The organism is Leclercia sp. UBA1284, from assembly GCF_002308415.1.
GTDB classification, from domain to species: Bacteria; Pseudomonadota; Gammaproteobacteria; order Enterobacterales; family Enterobacteriaceae; genus Enterobacter; species Enterobacter pneumoniae.
This window is the reverse complement of sequence record NZ_DBUS01000006.1, coordinates 809,385-828,407: the sequence shown is the minus strand read 5'-3', so window position 1 is coordinate 828,407 and position 19,023 is coordinate 809,385. Positions and strand designations below refer to the sequence as shown.

The following is a 19,023-nucleotide window of genomic DNA, read 5'->3' as shown; positions in this document are numbered from 1 at the left end:
TAAAAAGAGTGCAAACGAAAACGTTTCCGCCTATCCTTTGTGTCCGGCAAAAAACAGCCTTCATGACTGATTCCTACCAAGCCGGAGCATACTAATGACTGCACATCCCCAGGTTCTGAAAATCCGCCGTCCTGACGACTGGCATATCCATCTGCGTGATGGCGACATGCTGGCCACCGTCGTGCCTTATACCAGTGAAATTTATGGCCGCGCGATTGTCATGCCTAACCTGGTACCGCCAGTCACTACCGTTGATGCCGCTATTGCCTATCGCAACCGCATCCTCGCTGCCGTACCGGCCGGGCATGACTTTACTCCGCTGATGACCTGCTACCTGACTGACACGCTGGATCCAGCAGAGATTGAGCGCGGCTTTACCGAAGGGGTTTTCACCGCCGCCAAACTCTATCCGGCAAACGCCACCACCAACTCCAGCCACGGCGTGACCAGCGTCGATGCCATTATGCCGGTACTGGAGCGCATGGAGAAACTGGGTATGCCGCTGCTGGTGCACGGTGAAGTGACCCATGCCGACATCGATATCTTCGATCGTGAAGCCCGCTTTATCGATACCGTGATGGAACCGCTTCGCCAGCGCCTGCCGGGTTTGAAAGTGGTGTTTGAACACATCACCACTAAAGATGCCGCAGATTATGTCCGCGAGGGCAACGAGCGTCTGGCGGCAACCATTACCCCGCAGCACCTGATGTTTAACCGCAACCATATGCTGGTTGGCGGCGTGCGTCCGCATCTGTACTGCCTGCCGATCCTGAAGCGTAATATCCACCAGCAGGCGCTGCGTGAGCTGGTCGCCAGCGGTTTTGACCGCGTGTTCCTGGGTACAGACTCCGCGCCGCATGCACGTCATCGCAAAGAGGCCAGCTGCGGCTGTGCAGGCTGCTTTAATGCGCCTACCGCACTGGCGAGCTATGCCCAGGTCTTTGAGGAGATGAATGCCTTGCAACACTTCGAAGCTTTCTGCTCGCTTAACGGCCCGAAATTCTACAACCTGCCGGTTAACGATACGTTCGTTGAACTGGTGCGCGAAGAGAGCCAGGTGGTGGAGTCGATTGCCCTGACGGATGACACCGTAATTCCATTCCTGGCGGGTGAAACCGTGCAATGGACGGTTAAAGGTTAAAAAAGTGGTCTCCCCCTGTTGCGTTGGCAACAATAGAACTGTATAAATACACAGTATATTGCACAGGGGGTTATTATGCGTATTGAAGTCACGATCGCCAGAACCACAGCCATGCCTGTCGGCGCGCTGGATGCGCTGGCGGGTGAATTATCCCGTCGTATCAACGATTCCTTTCCCGAGCGCGATGGTGCCGTTACCGTGCGTTATGCTGCCGCCAATAACCTGTCAGTATTAGGTGGTGCCAAAGAAGATAAAGAGCGTATCAGCGAAATCCTCCAGGAGACCTGGGAGAGCGCTGATGACTGGTTTATTACCGATTAAGTTTTACGCCCTCATTGTGTTTTTTGCCGGGTCGCCCCGGCTTTTTTTCGTTTCGTTTTAAGAAAGTTCCCCGCACTGCCTGACTTCTTTTAAAATCGTGAGCATCACGGTGATTTATTGTTCGAACATTCCTAAAATGTAACTATTTACGTTGCGATGGTTTCTTTTTCCGATCAGAACCCTTATTTAATGTATACTGAAGTAGCTTCAGAAAAACACGCATTGAACCTCAAAGTCGTTGTCTTCTAACACGTATTAAGGGGGTTAAGATGGAAAAGAATAATGAAGTCATCCAGACCCATCCTCTCGTCGGCTGGGATATTAGCACCGTAGACAGCTACGACGCGCTGATGTTGCGCTTACACTACCAGACCCCAAATCAGGCGGACCGTGAAGAAGCGGAGGTTGGGCAGACTCTGTGGTTAACAACAGATGTCGCACGCCAGTTTATTTCTATTTTAGAAGCAGGAATTGCAAAAATAGAATCTGGTGACTACCAGGAAAATGAGTATCGTCGGCATTAAGAATATGCCCAATTTTCACTCAACAGGCACCTCAGGGTGCCTTATTTATTTCTCCCTTGTATAACCCCGCCATGTTAATTACTCTGCTATGTAAAGTGCAGCGTAAAGAGATTTATATGAAATACGATCTAATCATTATTGGCAGTGGTTCCGTCGGCGCCGCCGCAGGTTATTATGCAACCCGTGCCGGGCTGAAGGTATTGATGATAGATGCCCATATGCCGCCACACACCGAAGGGAGCCACCATGGTGATACCCGCCTGATTCGTCACGCTTACGGCGAGGGCGAGCGCTATGTCCCGATGGTGTTACGCGCGCAGGCGCTGTGGGATGAGCTGGCAGAGATCAGTGGTGAGGCCGTCTTTGAGCGTACCGGCGTGATCAACCTGGGGCCTGCTGATTCTGAATTTCTGACAAATGTCGCCCAGAGCGCGCAGAAGTTTAACCTCAACGTAGAGTCTATGAGCAGCGAGGCCATTATGGCGCGCTGGCCTGAAATTCGGGTGCCTGAGAACTATGTCGGTCTGTTTGAAGGCAGTTCTGGGGTGTTACGTAGCGAACTGGCGATTAAGACCTGGATTGCTCTGGCGAAAGAGTCCGGATGCGCGCAGCTGTTTAACTGCCCGGTGAGCCGCATTCAGCATGGTGATGATGAGGTGACGGTAGAAACGGCTGATGGTGCATATAGCGCGCATCGACTGCTGGTCAGTTCGGGGACCTGGGTCTCCAGCCTGGTGCCTGACCTGCCAGTGCAGCCAGTGCGCAAAGTCTTTGCGTGGTTCCAGGCCGATGGCCGCTACAGCAGTAAAAACCACTTCCCGGCGTTTACCGGCGAATTGCCAGACGGCAATCAGTTCTACGGTTTTCCTGCTGAAAATGATGAACTCAAGATCGGTAAACATAACGGCGGGCAACCCATCACGTCCCAGCAAGAACGCGTCCCCTTTGGTGCCATAGCCAGTGATGGATCGGAGTGTTTTACATTCTTACGGAATGTACTGCCGGGCGTAGGCGGTCTGCTGCATGGAGCAGCCTGCACCTATGACAACACCCCAGACGAAGATTTTATTATTGATACGCTGCCAGGGCATGATAATACGTTGCTGATCACCGGCCTCAGCGGTCATGGCTTTAAGTTTGCCAGCGTACTGGGTGAGATTGCCGCGCAATTTGCCCAGGATATCACGCCGTCGTTTGATCTGACGCCCTTCTCCTTAGCACGCTTTCGCTGATAATTGCCCCAGGCTTCGGGATGCCGAAGCCTTTAACTTTTCGCAAATGGGAAGTGAATGCGACGCCTGCTTAACTATCTGATCAACAATATTCGTGAGCATCTGATGCTCTATATTGTGCTGTGGTCATTATTAGCCGTTATCGATGTCGTTTATATTCTGTTCTATGCGGCATAACCCCTGACACAACCTTACACTTCTTAAAATAACTATAAATTCATCGCAAATAATTTGAATGTTATTAACCTAATCAAATCGGCTGTAGGGCTGCTAAACAGTTCATTTTTTACGAAAAAGCTGATGTAAAATCCCTGTCATCATCAAAGTAACTGAAAGATAAAAATTAATAGTCATTATTATTAAATATCATTTGCATTACTATTTCCGACACGTCATGTTGACCGCACATTAATATTATTGCGGTACTGACTATGCAGTTACGTAATTCCCCAACACGCTATGGTGTTATTTCCCTGTTATTACACTGGGTAACGGCCATTGTCGTTTATGCCATGTTTGGCCTCGGGTTGTGGATGGTCACGCTTAGCTACTACGATGGCTGGTACCATCAGGCACCCGAGCTGCATAAGAGCATTGGCATCCTGTTGATGATGGGTCTGGTGATCCGCATTATCTGGCGCCACGTCTCCCCGGTACCGCCACCGCTGCAAAGCCAGACTCGCCTGACCCGACTGGCGGCCGCCTCGGCCCATATCGCCCTTTACGGCCTACTCTTTGCCATTCTGATTAGCGGCTACCTGATTTCTACCGCCGACGGCAAGCCCATCAGCGTATTCGGCCTGTTTGATGTCCCTGCACTACTGGCAGATGCCGGTACGCAGGCGGATCTCGCGGGTTCACTACATCTATGGCTCGCCTGGAGCCTGGTTGTTCTTTCCGTTTTACATGGCCTCGCCGCCATCAAACATCACGTTATCGATAAAGATGCCACCCTGACACGTATGTTGGGTAAAGCGTCGTCTGACTCTGGAGCATAAGATGAAAAAAAGCCTGCTGGGATTAACCTTAGGAACTCTGCTGTTCACCACCGGCGCCGCCGTTGCAGCAGACTATACAATTGATAAACAAGGGCAGCACGCCTTCGTCAACTTCCGCATCCAGCACCTGGGCTACAGCTGGCTGTACGGCACCTTTAATGATTTCGATGGGTCTTTTACCTTCGATGAAAAAAATCCGGCTGCCGATAAAGTGAATGTCACGATCAATACCAACAGCGTAGACACTAACCACGCTGAGCGTGATAAACACCTGCGCAGCGCAGAGTTCCTGAACGTGTCGAAGTTCCCGCAGGCGACTTTCGCGTCTACAGAAGTTAAAAAAGCAGGTGACGGACTGGATATCACCGGTAACCTGACCTTAAACGGCGTGACTAAACCAGTGACGCTGGCAGCGAAGCTGATTGGTCAGGGCGACGATCCGTGGGGCGGCAAACGCGCCGGGTTTGAAGCTGAGGGTAAAATCCGTCTGAAGGACTTTAATATCACTACCGATCTGGGTCCGGCATCGCAGGAAGTGGATCTGATTATTTCTGTTGAAGGCGTGCAGAAGAAGTAAGTGAAGTCGGCCCGGTTGCTCGCTGCAGCCGGGCCGGACAGCCGTTATTCCGGGTCAGGAATACCCAGGCGGGTATTGAGACGACCACGCGACTTATTGAAGATTTTATTACCGTTTTCACGTCCCGCGCGGCGACGGCGCTGCTCCTCTTCAGGCAGAGCGCTCTCTTCGCTGCACAGTTCACTACAGCAGCCATTAAACTTCTCAGCACATGCCGGGCACTGAATAAACAGCAGATGACAACCGTCGTTTTTGCAGTTGGTATGCGTGTCGCATGATGTACCGCACTGATGGCAATGCGAGATCACATCCTCCGAAATTCGCTCACCCATCCGCTCATCGAAGACGAAGTTTTTACCGATAAATCGTACCGGCAGGCCCTGCTCACGGGCACGGCGGGCATACTCAATAATGCCGCCCTCAATATGCCACACCTTATTGAAGCCGTTGTGCTTCATCCAGGCACTGGCCTTTTCACAACGGATCCCACCGGTGCAGTACATAACGATCTTTTTATCTTTATGTTCCTGCATCATCTCAACGGCTTTAGGCAGTTGCTCACGGAAGGTATCTGCCGGGATCTCCAGCGCATCCTCGAAATGGCCCACTTCATATTCATAGTGGTTACGCATATCGATAAACACCGCATCGGGATCGTCGAGCATGGCATTCACTTCAGCCGCCTTCAGATAGTCACCCACGTCGCTGGCATCGAAGGTCGGGTCGTCAATCCCATCGGCGACGATGCGTTCACGCACTTTCAAACGCAGCACCCAGAAGGATTTACCGTCATCTTCCAGCGCCACGTTCAGACGCAGCCCATTCAGTGCAGGATCGAAGCCGTAGAGATAATCACGTAACGCGTCGACTTTGCTTTCAGGCACGCTAATCTGCGCATTGATGCCCTCTTTGGCCAGATAAATGCGGCCAAATACGTTCAGCGCAGTCAGGGCTTTGTAGAGGGTGTCACGCGTTTCGTGCGGATTGACGATGGTGAAATATTTATAGAACGAGATAGTCGTGCGCGGCTCTGTTTCGGCCAGCATGCGCGCTTTTAACTCCTCGTTCGAAATGCGGTTGTGTAACACTGGCATGGTGTACGGTTCCTGCAATCGTTAGAGAATCAAATCGGGCCGCATGATATAGCAAACAATGAGAATTTACATCCCTTCATTTTGCGCTACATTTCTGACTCACAAAATTTCGTTTTGCGCTTTACCCGCAACATGAGATCGCTTTTTTTGCAGAAATTTGGGCAATAGATTGAAAAATGCGACAATGCTGCATAAGGACGTTTAAGAACAGGAAAAACATGACCCATTTACCTCAATTTTCCATGGCGCTACTCCATCCACGTTATTGGCCTACCTGGCTGGGGATCGGTTTATTATGGTTAGTGGTAAAGCTGCCCTACCCCATCATCTATCGCCTTGGCTGTGTTCTGGGCCACCTTGCCCTGCGCCTGATGAAACGCCGTGCCCGCATTGCCGATCGCAATCTGGAGCTCTGCTTTCCACAAATGGACGCAAAGGCACGCCATGAGATGGTGGTTAAAAACTTTGAATCCGTCGGTATGGGGCTGATGGAAACAGGCATGGCCTGGTTCTGGTCTGATAAGCGGATGGCACGCTGGTATGACGTCACCGGTACCGGCATGGGTCCGGTGCATCAACTTCAGGCCGATAAAACCGGCGTGCTGTTGATTGGGGTCCATTTCCTCACCCTCGAAATCGGTGCACGAATGTTTGGCATGCAGGCGCCCGGCATCGGCGTTTATCGTCCCAACGATAACCCGGTGATTGACTGGTTACAAACCTGGGGACGTATGCGTTCCAATAAGAGCATGATTGACCGTAAAGACCTGAAAGGGATGATTCGCGCCCTGAAATCAGGTGAGGTCATCTGGTACGCGCCAGATCATGACTATGGTCGTAACGCCAGCGTCTTTGTCCCCTTCTTTGCCGTAGAAGAGGCAGCGACGACCTCCGGTACCTGGATGCTGGCGCGCATGTCCAAAGCGGCGATTGTTCCCTTCGTACCGCGGCGAAAACCTGATGGTAAAGGTTATGAACTGATGATGCTGGAGCCCGAGCTGGCTCCCCCGCTTGACGATGCCGAGACCACCGCCCGCTGGATGAATGAGGTTGTGGAGAAGTGCATCATGCTGGCACCTGAACAGTATATGTGGCTACATCGTCGCTTTAAAACCCGGCCGGAGGGCGTTCCCTCCCGCTATTAATCTCCCCGGGGCGGCCAGCAGGCCGCCTCTCTTTTAGCGATAAAAGCCCTCCTCCATTGCAGCAATCATCACGCAGGCGCATAATTAGCAGGCTTATTACCTCTCATAATATTATTGCGGATTGCTATGTCGCCCTCAGATGCCCCTATAAACTGGAAACGTAATCTCGCGGTTGCGTGGTTCGGTTGTTTTTTAACCGGCGCAGCCTTCAGTCTGGTCATGCCTTTTCTGCCGCTGTATGTCGAACAGCTCGGGGTAACCGGCCATAGCGCGCTGAATATGTGGTCGGGGCTGGTGTTTAGCATTACTTTTCTCTTTTCGGCCATTGCCTCCCCCTTCTGGGGCGGACTTGCTGACCGGAAAGGGCGTAAAATCATGCTCCTGCGCTCAGCGCTGGGCATGTCCATCATCATGGTGCTGATGGGGCTGGCACAAAATGTCTGGCAGTTGCTGATTTTGCGCGCTTTGCTGGGCTTACTGGGCGGGTTTGTGCCCAATGCCAACGCGCTTATTGCTACGCAGATACCGCGACATAAAAGCGGTTGGGCGCTGGGTACGCTCTCTACCGGGGCGGTAAGCGGCGCACTCCTCGGCCCGCTGGCGGGCGGTTTTATGGCCGATATTTATGGCCTGCGGCCGGTCTTTTTTATCACCGCGGCGGTGCTGTTCATCTGTTTTATCGTCACCCTGCTGTGCATTCGGGAAAACTTTACCCCGGTGGCGAAGAAAGAGATGCTCCATGCGCGTCAGGTGATAGGCGCCCTGAAAAATCCGAAACTGGTGTTAAGTCTCTTTGTCACGACCTTAATCATTCAGGTTGCGACCGGCTCTATAGCCCCCATCCTTACGCTCTATGTGCGCGATTTAGCGGGCAACGTGAGCAATATCGCCTTTATTAGCGGGATGATTGCCTCGGTACCCGGCGTGGCGGCGCTGATCAGTGCGCCGCGACTGGGTAAACTCGGCGATCACATTGGCCCAGAGAAAATCCTGATCGCAGCCCTGATTATTTCGGTGCTGCTGCTGATTCCTATGTCGATGGTGCAGTCCCCCTGGCAACTGGGTGTATTACGTTTCCTGTTAGGCGCCGCTGACGGGGCGCTATTGCCCGCCGTACAGACCCTGCTGGTCTACAACTCCACCAACCAGATTGCCGGGCGGATATTCAGTTATAACCAGTCTTTTCGCGATATTGGTAATGTCACGGGGCCGCTGGTGGGGGCCGGTGTCTCTGCGAGCTTCGGCTTCAGGGCCGTATTTATCGTGACGGCCTGCGTCGTGCTCTTTAACGCCATCTATTCCTGGCTCAGCATGGCGAGAGCAACGCGCAAATCGCCGCGAAATCCCCCTTCTTCCTCCCCGGCAGTGCGTCATTAAGAAAAATGGCTGACGGCTTTCTGCGCATTCATACTTGCAATTTCAGTGGATAAGCTATCCTTTCCCTGAATGCTATGTCGAAAACAGGGAGACACTTATGACTATGTACGCCACGCTGGAAGAAGCTATTGACGCTGCACGCGAGGAGTATCTCGCCAATAATCCAGGCATTGAGGAAGAGAATGCGAATATTGAGCAACTCAATATTCAAAAATATGTTCTGCAGGATGGGGACATTATGTGGCAGGTCGAGTTTTTTGCCGACGATGGCCAGGAGGGGGAATGCCTGCCGGTATTAAGTGGCGAAGCAGCGCAGGCTGTTTTCGACGGCGATTTCGATGAAATTGAACTGCGCCAGGAGTGGCTGGAGGAGAATACCCTCCATGAGTGGGATGAAGGTGAGTTCCAGCTCGAACCGCCGCTGGATACCGAAGAGGGGCAGACCGCGGCAGACGAGTGGGACGAGCGTTAACTATTCGTACGGCCCGTGATGGGCATCAATGGGCATGAGCAGCGTATCAAATATCAGCGAGAACGGCAGGTCCAGCACCGTCAGGTAGCGCCATGCGGAATCGCGAACATCCCACTGCACACCGGGATAATATTGATTACCATGCCCCTGTCCAGGGATGGTGCGACTAATGATGCTTCCGCATCCAGTTAGCATCAGGGACATCATGATGACGATGATGACTTTCATGGTTACCTCATAGAAAAAAATACCGGCCCACAGGCCGGTATTTTTTTACCTCAGGCTTATTTCGCCTTCAGCGCCAACGGATTAAGCTTCAGCGTCTCGTAATGGCTAACCCACGACGAGTATCTCTCCGGGGCTGACCAGACACGATAGTGCAGACGCGACATGGTCACTGGATCGCTCAACAGCACCAGACGACGGTCACGGTTCAGTTTTTCAGGCGTTTCATTCAGCGCCTGCTCCACATGACGATCGCGGGCGATCTCCAGCACCTGGCTTGCCCGGTGACGGGCCGTTGCCATCGCCGTAGAGAGCGCGTTAAAGGATGGGTTAAATACGGCGTGCATAAACCCATCTTCCAGCGAACGGCTACGGTTAAGCTCAAGGAATCTGTCAGTGTCAACCAGCACCTGCGGCGGCGAATACTCTTCCGGAATGAGGAACAGTTTCCAGCGCTTGGTACGCAGACCGACCGTTGAACGGCTGGATATCACCGACACAAACGGCGACAGAATCAGCGAGAAGACAATCGGTGCCAGCCAGAAGAGGAAACGCAGATCCAGCCATGCCATACCCACTGCCCAAACCAGACCCAGCAGCAATTGCGAGCCATGACGCATAAAGGCTTCGCTCCACGGCGTGGAGTCGTCGTCACGCTGCGGTGAGTTCCAGACCACTTCCCAGCCGAGGAAGGCGCTAACCACGAACACGGTGTGGAACAGCATACGTACCGGCGCCAGCAGCACCGAGAACAGCACTTCCAGCAGCAGCGAGAGCGTGACGCGGAAGAACCCGCCATACTCCTTCGAGCCTTTACACCAGATGAGCACAATACTCAGCAGTTTCGGCAAGAACAGCAGCACCATGGTTGATGCAAAGAGCGCAATCGCCAGTTCAGGGCGCCACTGCGGCCACACCGGGAAAAGCTGGCGCGGTTGCAGGAAGTATTGCGGCTCGGTGAGCGCATGCACCACCTGGAGCGCCGTGGACAGCGCAAGGAACATAAACCACAGCGGCGCAGAGAGGTAAGACATTACCCCGGTGAGGAACACCGCACGGTGAACCGGGTGCATCCCTTTAACCAGGAACAGACGGAAGTTCATCAGGTTCCCGTGACACCAGCGGCGGTCGCGTTTCAGTTCATCCAGCAGGTTCGGCGGCAGCTCTTCATAGGAGCCTGGCAGATCGTAAGCGATCCACACCCCCCACCCGGCACGACGCATCAGGGCGGCTTCAACGAAGTCATGGGAGAGGATAGAACCGGCAAAGGACCCTTCGCCTGGCAGTGGCGCCAGGGCGCAATGCTCAATAAAGGGTTGAACACGGATGATGGCGTTATGGCCCCAGTAGTGGGATTCACCCAACTGCCAGAAGTGCAGGCCCGCGGTAAACAGCGGCCCGTAAACACGGGTGGCAAACTGCTGGCAACGCGCATACAGCGTATCCATACCCGACGCTTTCGGCGAAGACTGGATAATGCCGGCGTTCGGATTCGCCTCCATCAGGCGCACCAGACCGGTCAGACAGTCGCCCGTCATAACGGAGTCGGCGTCCAGCACCACCATATAGCTGTACTGGTTACCCCAGCGACGGCAGAAGTCATCGATGTTACCGCTTTTACGCTTCACACGACGGCGGCGGCGACGATAGAAGATCTGCCCTTCGCCCTGCACTTCCGCAATCAATTCCATCCACGCTTTCTGCTCAGCAACGCAGATATCGGGGTTGTAGCTGTCGCTCAGAATATAAACGTCGAAGTGCGCCGCGTTACCGGTGGCTTTCACCGACTCCCAGGTAGCGCGCAGTCCGGCGAAGACGCGATCCACGTCTTCGTTACAAATCGGCATGATCAGCGCAGTACGGTGCTCGGGATTCAGGGGTTCATCCCCCACCGTAGAGTGCGAAATGCTGTATTTGTCACGGCCTATCAGCAGCTGCAGGAAGCCCATCAGCGCGGTCCAGAAACCGGCCGAGACCCAACAGAAGAGTACGGCGAACAGCAGCAGGATGCCGCTTTGCAGAATGTACGGCAGGATCTGCATAAAGGAGACGAGCAGATCCTGATCGAGCATGTCTGCCGGGTTGATCAGTGCCCACCCCTGGTAAGGCAGAATGGTTTTCATGTACCAGGTAGCGACAACGGTTTGCGCCACGGTCAGCAATAGCAAAATATAGCGACGGATGCTGCCCACGGTACGCCATTTTTGCTCGCTTGCCTGCTGCTCTTTCGTGAGGCGAGAAAGATAACGCGGCGTGACGTCGCGCCCGCGCAGACGATCCCAGAAGCGGCCTACCGGGTTCGTGCGCCACGGATCCGGGAACATGGAAGAACGCGTTGCCTTCGGCATTGCCTCAAGCTGGGTACGCCCTTCGTCATCCTTTATCAGTTGCCCTTCAGCCAGCGAATCGGGCCAGGCCTGCTCAAGGCGAGCCTTAACCGAGCCCAGCGGCGTATCGTCGTCACGGGTATATGGGTGACGTTCTGCATCCAGCGCGGTATGTACCGCGCGGATATCGTCCTTCGGCAATGCCGCTTTCTCTATGTCAGAGAGCGGCATGGCGTCGATATACTCAGTTGTCTTATTCATTGGCAGGTAGCTGATAGCTCCAGGTTTCACTCAGCGGCTGGTCGGCGTTCACCAGAGCGGCACGCATTTCAGTCGGCTGTTTCGCATCTTTCACTTTCACGCGCAAGGTTAAACGCCACCCTTTAGTGACCGGGTTATAGCGCACACTGTTTTCAACGATTTCACCGTTGTCTCCAATGCTTGCCTGGGCGGTTACAGGGGTATCTGGCGCAAGCGTCTTCATGTTCTGACCGGCAAAATCCACCACAAATGCGATGGTGCCATCGGGCTGACGAATCAGGTTCGACTGCTTCACATCACCGGTAGAGCGACGCGTTTGCATGACATACGCGTTATCCGGAGCATGAAGTTTGTCCTCATCGCGGCTCAGCGTGATGGTGTACTTGAAGTTCATCTCTTTACCGGCTTCCGGCAGCTGATCCGGCGTCCAGTACGCAACGATATTATCGTTGGTTTCATCGTTGGTCGGGATCTCTACCAGTTCAACCTTGCCTTTACCCCATTCGCCCTTCGGCGTAATCCAGGCGCTTGGGCGAAGGTCGTAGCGGTCATCGAGATCTTCAAAACGAGAGAACTGGCGGCCACGCTGCAGCAGGCCGAAGCCTTGCGGGTTTTCCATCGCGAAGCTGCTAACAGCCAGATGTTTCGGGTTATTCAGTGGACGCCAGATCCATTCGCCATTACCGGCATGAATCGACAGTCCATTGGAATCATGCAGCTCAGGACGGAAGTTGGTCGCCGGAGAGGGCTGGTTCGGCCCAAACAGGAACATACTGGTCAATGGCGCAACGCCCAGCTTGCCCACTTTATCGCGCAGGTAAACTTTGGATTGAACGTCAACCACCGTATCGCGGCCTGGAATGATCACAAAACGGTACGCGCCGGTCGCGCGAGGGGAATCCAGCAGTGCATAAACCGTCAGACGCTTGTCGGTAGGTTTTGGCCGCTCGACCCAAAACTCACGAAAACGCGGGAACTCTTCGCCAGAGGGCAGCGCCGTATCAATGGCCAGACCGCGCGCAGAGATACCGTACACCTGGCCGGCACCGATCACGCGGAAATAACTTGCGCCAAGCATGCTGACGATTTCGTCATTTTTATCTTTGCTGTTAATAGGGTAAAGCACCTTGAAGCCAGCAAAGCCCAAATCTTTTACCGTGTCTTTATCGTGCTGTACGTTGCCAAAATTAAAATAATCCGGGCTGTACTTGATTTTACGCACTGCCGTGGCGGTCACTTCATTAATGGTGACTGGCGTGTCGAAATACATCCCCTGGTGATAAAACTCAAGCTTGAACGGGGTCTTAGTGTTGTTCCAGTAAGCTTTGTCGCGGTTAAACTGGATCTGCTGATAGTCCGCATATTTCATGTCGCGGAAAACGGAGGGCAGGTTACTTTTTGGCGCTTCATAGCTCTTGCCCGCCATCGATTTTGCCTGTTTTGCGACGTCGTCGATGGTAAAGGACCAGGCCGATGAGGTATATAGAGACAACAGTACAGCTGCCCCCAACCAACGCATTTTCATCATTTGTGGTTTATGTTTCATAATAAGTAAGCACTTCCCCCTTTGTGTGCTTATATCGATCCGATCCATTTTAATGGAAAATCAGGCATTCCGACAACATAATCACCGCTTTGTTCAGCGCGCTGGCTCATGGATTAAGCAAGTGAAAGTAACCCATTTTCACTTTGCGTGCTTATCCTGGAGACAGTGTGTCGGACTTCGTGTAGGGTTGGCCTCGAATGTAACCACTATGACCTTTAGGGATAAGACGAAAAGTCTGAGAATGCACAACGTTATATGAGCACAGCACCTGCACAACGTGAATATTTCCTCGACTCCATTCGGGCATGGCTCATGCTGTTGGGGATCCCCTTTCATATCTCATTAATCTATTCAAGCCACGTCTGGCACGTGAATAGCGCCGAGCCCTCCTGGTGGCTAACGCTGTTTAACGACTTTATTCACTCTTTCCGGATGCAGGTTTTCTTTGTTATCTCCGGCTACTTCTCTTACATGCTGTTTTTGCGCTATCCGCTGAAACGCTGGTGGAAAGTGCGTGTTGAGCGCGTCGGGATACCGATGCTGACCGCCATTCCGCTCCTCACGCTACCTCAATTCATCATGCTTCAGTATGTGAAGGGAAAAGCGGATGGCTGGCATAACCTCTCCGGGTATGAAAAATACAACACCCTCGCCTGGGAGCTGATTTCACATCTCTGGTTCCTGTTGGTACTGGTGGTATTAACGACCATTAGTCTGTGGATCTTTAGCCGCGTGCGGCATCACCTTGCTACCCGTAGCGAAGGTCTGTTTGAACGAATTACGCTGGGTAAACTGTCGATTGTCTTCCTGCTATTGGGCATCGCTTACGCGGCGGTTCGTCGCACGCTGTTTATCCTCTACCCCCCTATTCTTAGCGACGGCATGTTCAACTTTGTGGTCATGCAGACGCTCTACTATCTGCCTTTCTACCTCCTGGGCGCGCTGGCCTTTATCTATCCTCAGCTGAAGGCGCTTTTTACCACCCCTTCCCGCGGATGTACGCTGGGTGCGGCGCTGGCATTTATGGCTTATCTGTTGAATCAGAAATATGGCAGCGGCGATGCCTGGATGTATGAAACTGAAAGCGTGATCACCATGCTACTTGGGCTGTGGATGGTAAATGTGGTCTTTGCGCTGGGCCACCGCCTGCTGAATTTTAAATCGTCACGGGTGACCTATTTCGTTAATGCCTCGCTCTTCATCTACCTGGTGCACCACCCACTGACGCTCTTCTTTGGTGCATACATTACGCCGCATATCGGTTCGAACCTGTTAGGATTTATTACCGGACTGGTGTTTGTCGTCGGCCTGGCGATTGTGCTGTACGAAATTCATCTGCGCATTCCCCTGCTGCGTTTCCTCTTCTCGGGTAAACCGCAGAACAAGGCTGAAAGCGTCAAACAAGCCGCAAACTAATCACGGTGCGCCGGATTATGGTCCGGCGCAGCTTTTACAGTAGCCACTCCACCGGCAGCCAGTAAGTGAGGCGGACCAGCACGCGCTGCCAGAAGCGGGTTTTGGGCTCCTTTTTGTGCACAATCTCTTTGCCCTCTTTGTACTCAATCCAGTTCAGACGCCCGAATTTGTCCAGCCGTAGTTGCCAGGCCTCATGACGCTGGCTACGCGAAAAGCGCTTATGTATAAGCTGTGCCAGGGTTTTGCTCTCAATTACAAAGCCCATCTCGGTATTGAGCATCGTGGAGCGGGGATCAAAATTGAGCGAACCAATGAAGACCTTCTCCCCGTCAATGCTAAAGGTTTTCGCATGCAGGCTGGAACCGGAATTCCCGGTTATCCCCCGATCGTGCAGTACCGGCGGCCCTTCCTGGGTCGGTTTTAACTCATATAACTCTATACCGTGTCGCAGCAATTTCTTACGCCAGCGGGCATAACCTGCATGAACTACCGCCACATCATTGGCCGCTAAAGAATTGGTGAGAATGGCAATCTTCACCCCTTTCCGTACCATTTGCAGCAGCAGCGCCACGCCCGAACGGGTGGGAACAAAATAAGAAGAGATAATATCGATCTGCTGTTCCGGCGAGCCCATTACATCCAGCAAACGCTGCGGCAGTAGAGAGTGTCGCTTTGCCCTACCCTGCCCTTTACCGGGATCGTCACTGAGTAGTCGCGTTTTGGCCCAAATCAGCGGTAGGTCACGGGCTTCGAGGCGAGTGATAAATTCACTCGACGCGAGCTTGTCGAGATAGCGGCGGGTAATATCCCCCTGGTACCAGGTTTCCGGCGGGGTGAGTTTTTCCGCGATCTCCGTCTCGGAAAGCTCTAACACTTGTCGCAAAGTCGAAACCGACGCACAGCGCCAGTACCGCTCAAAATCGTCTGCCACATCCTTTACCACAGGCCCAACGGCCATGACGTCCAAGTCAGAAAAAAGCGGCTCTTCACCGGCGCCAAAATAGGCGTCACCCACGTTGCGTCCGCCAATAATGGTCGCTTCGCCATCAACCGTGAACGACTTATTGTGCATGCGCCGATTGAGCCTGGCAAAATCGGTCAGATAACCCAGCGCACGCAGGCTACGAAAAGAGAAAGGGTTAAAAAGGCGAACAGAGATATTGGGATGCGCATCCAGAAGAGAAAGGATTTCATCCAGGCCCTGGGTGTTATTGTCATCCAGCAAGAGGCGAACCCGCACCCCGCGCGAGGCTGCGGCTAAGAGTACGGAAAACAACAGCCGCCCGGACATGTCGTCTTCCCAGATGTAATACTGCACATCAAGCGAGCGCTCTGCCATCTCGGCCAGCCGGTAACGACAGGCAAAAGCGTCGAGGCTGTCATCCAGCGGGAGTAGACCACACAGGCCGGGATGTGCAGAGCTTACCGGCGCAATGGCGCGGCCTAGCCGCGTATTATGCGTCGGTTTCTTGTCCTCCCTGGGTAAGGAGTCGCTGATATAGCCGGGTATTTTCTTCATCATAACAGACAAAGTATACCCGCTCCGGCAGAGGCTTGCGGGTGAGATAGTCTGAAACCGTAGCGACGGCGATTTCTGCAGCGGCCACGCGCGGAAAACCGTAAACGCCAGTACTGATGGCCGGGAATGCCAGGCTTTGATAGCCATTGGCTGCGGCCAGTTTCAGGCTGTTCAGATAGGCCTCTTCAAGGGTACGGGCTTCATGGTGATCGCCGCCTTGCCAGACAGGGCCGACGGTATGGATCACCGCTTTAGCAGGAAGATTGCCTGCGAGGGTTATGACCGCCTGACCCGGGGCGCACTCGCCCTGCTGCTGACGCACCTTTTTACAGGCCTCTAGTAATTCCGGACCTGCCGCCCGGTGGATGGCCCCATCCACGCCGCCGCCGCCCATCAGGGAAGGATTGGCCGCATTCACTATGACATCCACCTGCAGTGTGGTGATATCGCCCTGGATAACTTCAATTCGCGCCTGCATAAGTACCTCTGCTTGCGGTTTTCTTTTAATTGTATCGCAGAGGCCACGTAGATAAAGGGAAGATTTTGACCTCTTCCCTGTTTTAATCGAGGCCGGGCCTAGCGGTAATTGACCTCAAGAATGGCCAGTTTTCGCTCTGGAGTCAGGTATTTCATACTTAAATCTGCGACCCCAACATTCACGGTCGCCCCGTCACTGACTGCCTGATAGCTGACGTTGCGGCTGTGCATTTCACCGGCCTGATAGCAGGTAAATTGTACCGTTTGCTGTTGCGGCGAGATGACGCAGGGATCTTCCATAATGCGGCCAACGATTTTGATAACCGCTGCGTTTTCCAGCGTGGCAGAGAGAGCAGGCGCAAGGAAAAGGAGGGTGACAGAGAGACCAGAGAGATATTTGATGGCTGACGTAACCATTAGTGAGACCCTTAATGATATCGTCCTTGATGATGAAACCACCTGCCCAAAATGGACCTGTGGGCGGGTATCGACGACACCCATTACGTCAGCATAGACAGGGGCTCAAACTAATTCCAGAACTATAATATATTGATTTAATGAATGTTTTAAATCAGGATTTCGACGGCGGCCACTGCTGGGACAGGTGAAGCGATTTACCGTCAGATACTGTCACAACCATATTGATGGCATCATCAGGCCCGGCGTTTACGCTGATGCGGCTCAAGTCGACAGTCCTGTTCGCCGGTAGCGTCAGTGTATTACGCTGCTGAGAGGTACTTTGTCCCCCCTGTCCTTTGCGTAACGTGACGATCTGTACCTGGCAAAGACAGGATTCCGTTAGCGTGACCTGCGGAATAATGGTCAGCATGCCGTTCTCCTGAGAGGTTTGAAACGTTATCTGACTGGAGAGCGCAGCAAGAAGTAGCAGCGTATTCATAAATAACCCCCGAAAAAAAACAGGGCAATGGCCCTGTTTTTTTGTAGCACAGATTTGTCGATTAATACTGATGTGCAGTCGCGTTGTTGGCGAAACCAACCTGCTGGACAACGACGTTCGAGCCTGATGCAGTCTGGTCAACTGCGGCGGCGTTGCGACCGCCACTCTGAGAGACGTTGATATCCGCGTTTTTAGCGTTCCACTGGTCGATGGTAGCGTTGTTACCAAAGCCGTGCTGGGTCAGCAGAATGTCGCTGTCGTCAGCACCCTGGCCAACGTCTGCGCCGTTGCCAAAACCGTTCTGACGAATAGTCAGATCTGAATTTCTTGCATCCGTTTGCAGAGCAAGTGCTGCGTTACTGCCGCCACTCTGATAAATGCTCAAATTTGAATTTGGGCCGCCATTATTACCGCCCCAGCCGCCATTACCACCGTGGCCATATTGAGGAACAGAACCTGCCATAGCACTGCCAGAAACTACGATCGCTGCAATAACTGCCACTTTTAAAAGTTTCATGGTAAACCCCCATCGGATTGATTTAAGTGCCGCGCGTGGTTAGCGTTGGATAACGCGAATATCCATTTGCGACTGTCTCTGTACTACAACTGCTGTTTTCTGTGTACCGTACTGCGCAATGCTCGCTCTATTACCAGAACCTTTCTGGATAATCATCGCGGTATTACCGTATGCAGCTTGTTTAATGCTTGCATCATTCGAATTACCGGATTGATCAATATATGCAAGATTGTAACTGCCTGATTGATCTATCCTTGCACGATTATTTCCGCCTTCCTGTGAGACGACAGATAATAATTTCGAGCCGTCCTGCCGAACAGCAGCGTTATTATTAACGCCCTGCTGACCTATAATGGCTGACTGGTTATATGAAGCTTTACTTAATTCATTAACCGCGAAATTATATTCAGAAACCGCTAAATCTGATGTTGCCGCGAAAACTACCCCAGGCGCACCCAGCAATGTTAACATCAATAACATCTTGCTCTTCATGTTGTCACCCTGGACCTGGACTTACGTGAATAACATTGTGTTAACAACAGTGAAAATTTGTTAACGCCGCGTTACGAAGAACAGTATGTCGGGGTAAACAATTTAAATATCTCACCCGCCAGTTGTATTTTAATTCTTGTGGTCACCCCAAAGTATTAATTAATACTCATCAAGGTAGCGATAAGTCTGGTTATCGTTATGTCAGACGGATCATTCTCCACTTTTAACAATAAAGCGTTGCAGACAGCGAACCGGGCGTTACGGCTTCGTTATAGGTGATAAAACAGGATATATTTTTAAGAGCGTGACACAAGGCGTCATTTCTTAAGACGTTTACAGATTGTAACCTGAGTCGTAGATTCCGGGCAGAACTCATACCAGATGCGCAAGCCTGTACAAATTAAATTTACATTTAAATTCATCTGGTTATAAATATTTGTATGATTTTTAAAATGTGTGCACCA

21 protein-coding genes are annotated in these 19,023 nt (G+C 52.6%); 11 read left to right on the top strand and 10 right to left on the bottom strand.

Annotated features, from left to right (window positions below; genetic code table 11):
• The first annotated feature begins 94 nt into the window (after positions 1-94).
• The 7 genes from pyrC to B3511_RS07090 all read left to right on the top strand — a co-directional run bounded on the left by pyrC (position 95) and on the right by B3511_RS07090 (position 4,793).
• Entirely contained in the window at positions 95-1,141 is a 1,047-nt protein-coding gene (pyrC, locus tag B3511_RS07120) for a dihydroorotase (RefSeq protein WP_286777868.1), read from the top strand.
• 75 nt (positions 1,142-1,216) lie between these two features.
• Positions 1,217-1,462, top strand: a complete 246-nt coding sequence (dinI, locus tag B3511_RS07115; protein WP_040076188.1) for a DNA damage-inducible protein I — start codon at positions 1,217-1,219, stop codon at positions 1,460-1,462.
• 269 nt (positions 1,463-1,731) lie between these two features.
• Positions 1,732-1,986 (top strand): biofilm formation regulator BssS, encoded by a 255-nt coding sequence (gene bssS, locus B3511_RS07110; RefSeq protein WP_040076189.1) that lies wholly within the window; start codon positions 1,732-1,734, stop codon positions 1,984-1,986.
• A 116-nt stretch (positions 1,987-2,102) separates the two neighbouring features.
• On the top strand, positions 2,103-3,218 hold the full coding sequence (gene solA, locus B3511_RS07105) for an N-methyl-L-tryptophan oxidase (RefSeq protein WP_286777866.1): 1,116 nt from the start codon (positions 2,103-2,105) through the stop codon (positions 3,216-3,218).
• A gap of 57 nt (positions 3,219-3,275) precedes the next feature.
• On the top strand, positions 3,276-3,395 hold the full coding sequence (locus tag B3511_RS07100; protein ID WP_046885716.1) for a YceO family protein: 120 nt from the start codon (positions 3,276-3,278) through the stop codon (positions 3,393-3,395).
• A 254-nt stretch (positions 3,396-3,649) separates the two neighbouring features.
• Positions 3,650-4,216, top strand: coding sequence for a cytochrome b (locus B3511_RS07095; protein WP_207293461.1), 567 nt, complete (start codon positions 3,650-3,652; stop codon positions 4,214-4,216).
• A 1-nt stretch (position 4,217) separates the two neighbouring features.
• A complete protein-coding gene (locus B3511_RS07090; RefSeq protein ID WP_040076191.1) occupies positions 4,218-4,793 on the top strand; it encodes a YceI family protein in 576 nt (191 codons plus the stop codon).
• Positions 4,794-4,837: 44 nt separating this feature from the next.
• Here the strand turns inward: B3511_RS07090 and B3511_RS07085 are convergent, their stop codons facing one another.
• Positions 4,838-5,887, bottom strand: coding sequence for a rhodanese-related sulfurtransferase (locus tag B3511_RS07085; protein ID WP_046885718.1), 1,050 nt, complete (start codon positions 5,885-5,887; stop codon positions 4,838-4,840).
• A gap of 218 nt (positions 5,888-6,105) precedes the next feature.
• Here B3511_RS07085 and B3511_RS07080 point away from each other — a divergent pair, with 218 nt between their 5' ends.
• The 3 genes from B3511_RS07080 (at position 6,106) to B3511_RS07070 (ending at position 8,881) form a co-directional block, all read left to right on the top strand.
• The gene (locus B3511_RS07080; RefSeq protein WP_046885719.1) at positions 6,106-7,032 is read left to right on the top strand and encodes a Kdo(2)-lipid IV(A) acyltransferase; all 927 of its coding nucleotides are present in this window, start codon (positions 6,106-6,108) and stop codon (positions 7,030-7,032) included.
• Positions 7,033-7,158: 126 nt separating this feature from the next.
• Positions 7,159-8,409 (top strand): multidrug efflux MFS transporter MdtG, encoded by a 1,251-nt coding sequence (gene mdtG / locus B3511_RS07075; RefSeq protein WP_286777862.1) that lies wholly within the window; start codon positions 7,159-7,161, stop codon positions 8,407-8,409.
• A 97-nt stretch (positions 8,410-8,506) separates the two neighbouring features.
• Positions 8,507-8,881, top strand: coding sequence for a MysB family protein (locus B3511_RS07070; protein ID WP_040076196.1), 375 nt, complete (start codon positions 8,507-8,509; stop codon positions 8,879-8,881).
• On the opposite strand, the gene B3511_RS07065 is transcribed toward B3511_RS07070, so the two are convergent.
• The 3 genes from B3511_RS07065 to mdoG are packed head-to-tail and all read right to left on the bottom strand — an operon-like array spanning position 8,882 to position 13,222.
• Positions 8,882-9,109, bottom strand: a complete 228-nt coding sequence (locus B3511_RS07065) for a YceK/YidQ family lipoprotein (protein ID WP_286777860.1) — start codon at positions 9,107-9,109, stop codon at positions 8,882-8,884.
• A gap of 56 nt (positions 9,110-9,165) precedes the next feature.
• On the bottom strand, positions 9,166-11,694 hold the full coding sequence (mdoH, locus tag B3511_RS07060; protein WP_046885721.1) for a glucans biosynthesis glucosyltransferase MdoH: 2,529 nt from the start codon (positions 11,692-11,694) through the stop codon (positions 9,166-9,168).
• Complete coding sequence (mdoG, locus tag B3511_RS07055; RefSeq protein WP_207293457.1) at positions 11,687-13,222, bottom strand: glucan biosynthesis protein G; 1,536 nt, start codon at positions 13,220-13,222, stop codon at positions 11,687-11,689. The genes mdoH and mdoG overlap by 8 nt, the downstream gene beginning before the upstream one ends.
• 273 nt (positions 13,223-13,495) lie before the next feature.
• Here mdoG and mdoC point away from each other — a divergent pair, with 273 nt between their 5' ends.
• Positions 13,496-14,656: a glucans biosynthesis protein MdoC gene (mdoC, locus tag B3511_RS07050; protein WP_046885723.1), complete on the top strand. Its 1,161-nt coding sequence runs from the start codon at positions 13,496-13,498 to the stop codon at positions 14,654-14,656.
• Between the two features lie 34 nt (positions 14,657-14,690).
• Here the strand turns inward: mdoC and B3511_RS07045 are convergent, their stop codons facing one another.
• The 6 genes from B3511_RS07045 to csgB all read right to left on the bottom strand — a co-directional run bounded on the left by B3511_RS07045 (position 14,691) and on the right by csgB (position 18,559).
• A complete protein-coding gene (locus B3511_RS07045; protein ID WP_207293825.1) occupies positions 14,691-16,175 on the bottom strand; it encodes a phospholipase D family protein in 1,485 nt (494 codons plus the stop codon).
• Complete coding sequence (ymdB, locus tag B3511_RS07040) at positions 16,111-16,653, bottom strand: O-acetyl-ADP-ribose deacetylase (RefSeq protein ID WP_286777856.1); 543 nt, start codon at positions 16,651-16,653, stop codon at positions 16,111-16,113. Before ymdB ends, B3511_RS07045 begins: the two co-directional genes overlap by 65 nt.
• A gap of 98 nt (positions 16,654-16,751) precedes the next feature.
• Positions 16,752-17,069, bottom strand: coding sequence for a type 1 fimbrial protein (locus B3511_RS07035; protein ID WP_286777854.1), 318 nt, complete (start codon positions 17,067-17,069; stop codon positions 16,752-16,754).
• A gap of 154 nt (positions 17,070-17,223) precedes the next feature.
• Positions 17,224-17,550 carry a curli assembly chaperone CsgC gene (gene csgC / locus B3511_RS07030; RefSeq protein WP_040076203.1) on the bottom strand — a complete coding sequence of 109 codons (327 nt, stop codon included), beginning with the start codon at positions 17,548-17,550 and terminating at the stop codon, positions 17,224-17,226.
• 61 nt (positions 17,551-17,611) lie between these two features.
• The gene (csgA, locus tag B3511_RS07025) at positions 17,612-18,067 is read right to left on the bottom strand and encodes a curli major subunit CsgA (RefSeq protein ID WP_040076204.1); all 456 of its coding nucleotides are present in this window, start codon (positions 18,065-18,067) and stop codon (positions 17,612-17,614) included.
• Positions 18,068-18,106: 39 nt separating this feature from the next.
• Positions 18,107-18,559, bottom strand: a complete 453-nt coding sequence (gene csgB / locus B3511_RS07020) for a curli minor subunit CsgB (protein ID WP_046885728.1) — start codon at positions 18,557-18,559, stop codon at positions 18,107-18,109.
• Between the last annotated feature and the right edge of the window lie 464 nt (positions 18,560-19,023).

Excerpts from the sequence above, each read along its gene's own strand:
- mdtG (WP_286777862.1), top strand. The coding sequence starts at position 7,159 with ATGTCGCCCTCAGATGCCCCTATAAACTGGAAACGTAATCTCGCGGTT.
- mdoH (WP_046885721.1), bottom strand. The coding sequence starts at position 11,694 with ATGAATAAGACAACTGAGTATATCGACGCCATGCCGCTCTCTGACATA.
- B3511_RS07080 (WP_046885719.1), top strand. The coding sequence starts at position 6,106 with ATGACCCATTTACCTCAATTTTCCATGGCGCTACTCCATCCACGTTAT.
- B3511_RS07085 (WP_046885718.1), bottom strand. The coding sequence starts at position 5,887 with ATGCCAGTGTTACACAACCGCATTTCGAACGAGGAGTTAAAAGCGCGC.
- csgA (WP_040076204.1), bottom strand. The coding sequence starts at position 18,067 with ATGAAACTTTTAAAAGTGGCAGTTATTGCAGCGATCGTAGTTTCTGGC.
- dinI (WP_040076188.1), top strand. The coding sequence starts at position 1,217 with ATGCGTATTGAAGTCACGATCGCCAGAACCACAGCCATGCCTGTCGGC.
- mdoC (WP_046885723.1), top strand. The coding sequence starts at position 13,496 with ATGAGCACAGCACCTGCACAACGTGAATATTTCCTCGACTCCATTCGG.
- csgB (WP_046885728.1), bottom strand. The coding sequence starts at position 18,559 with ATGAAGAGCAAGATGTTATTGATGTTAACATTGCTGGGTGCGCCTGGG.
- B3511_RS07070 (WP_040076196.1), top strand. The coding sequence starts at position 8,507 with ATGACTATGTACGCCACGCTGGAAGAAGCTATTGACGCTGCACGCGAG.
- B3511_RS07035 (WP_286777854.1), bottom strand. The coding sequence starts at position 17,069 with ATGGTTACGTCAGCCATCAAATATCTCTCTGGTCTCTCTGTCACCCTC.
- csgC (WP_040076203.1), bottom strand. The coding sequence starts at position 17,550 with ATGAATACGCTGCTACTTCTTGCTGCGCTCTCCAGTCAGATAACGTTT.
- B3511_RS07045 (WP_207293825.1), bottom strand. The coding sequence starts at position 16,175 with ATGAAGAAAATACCCGGCTATATCAGCGACTCCTTACCCAGGGAGGAC.
- B3511_RS07065 (WP_286777860.1), bottom strand. The coding sequence starts at position 9,109 with ATGAAAGTCATCATCGTCATCATGATGTCCCTGATGCTAACTGGATGC.
- bssS (WP_040076189.1), top strand. The coding sequence starts at position 1,732 with ATGGAAAAGAATAATGAAGTCATCCAGACCCATCCTCTCGTCGGCTGG.
- mdoG (WP_207293457.1), bottom strand. The coding sequence starts at position 13,222 with ATGATGAAAATGCGTTGGTTGGGGGCAGCTGTACTGTTGTCTCTATAT.
- pyrC (WP_286777868.1), top strand. The coding sequence starts at position 95 with ATGACTGCACATCCCCAGGTTCTGAAAATCCGCCGTCCTGACGACTGG.
- ymdB (WP_286777856.1), bottom strand. The coding sequence starts at position 16,653 with ATGCAGGCGCGAATTGAAGTTATCCAGGGCGATATCACCACACTGCAG.
- B3511_RS07090 (WP_040076191.1), top strand. The coding sequence starts at position 4,218 with ATGAAAAAAAGCCTGCTGGGATTAACCTTAGGAACTCTGCTGTTCACC.
- B3511_RS07095 (WP_207293461.1), top strand. The coding sequence starts at position 3,650 with ATGCAGTTACGTAATTCCCCAACACGCTATGGTGTTATTTCCCTGTTA.
- B3511_RS07100 (WP_046885716.1), top strand. The coding sequence starts at position 3,276 with ATGCGACGCCTGCTTAACTATCTGATCAACAATATTCGTGAGCATCTG.
- solA (WP_286777866.1), top strand. The coding sequence starts at position 2,103 with ATGAAATACGATCTAATCATTATTGGCAGTGGTTCCGTCGGCGCCGCC.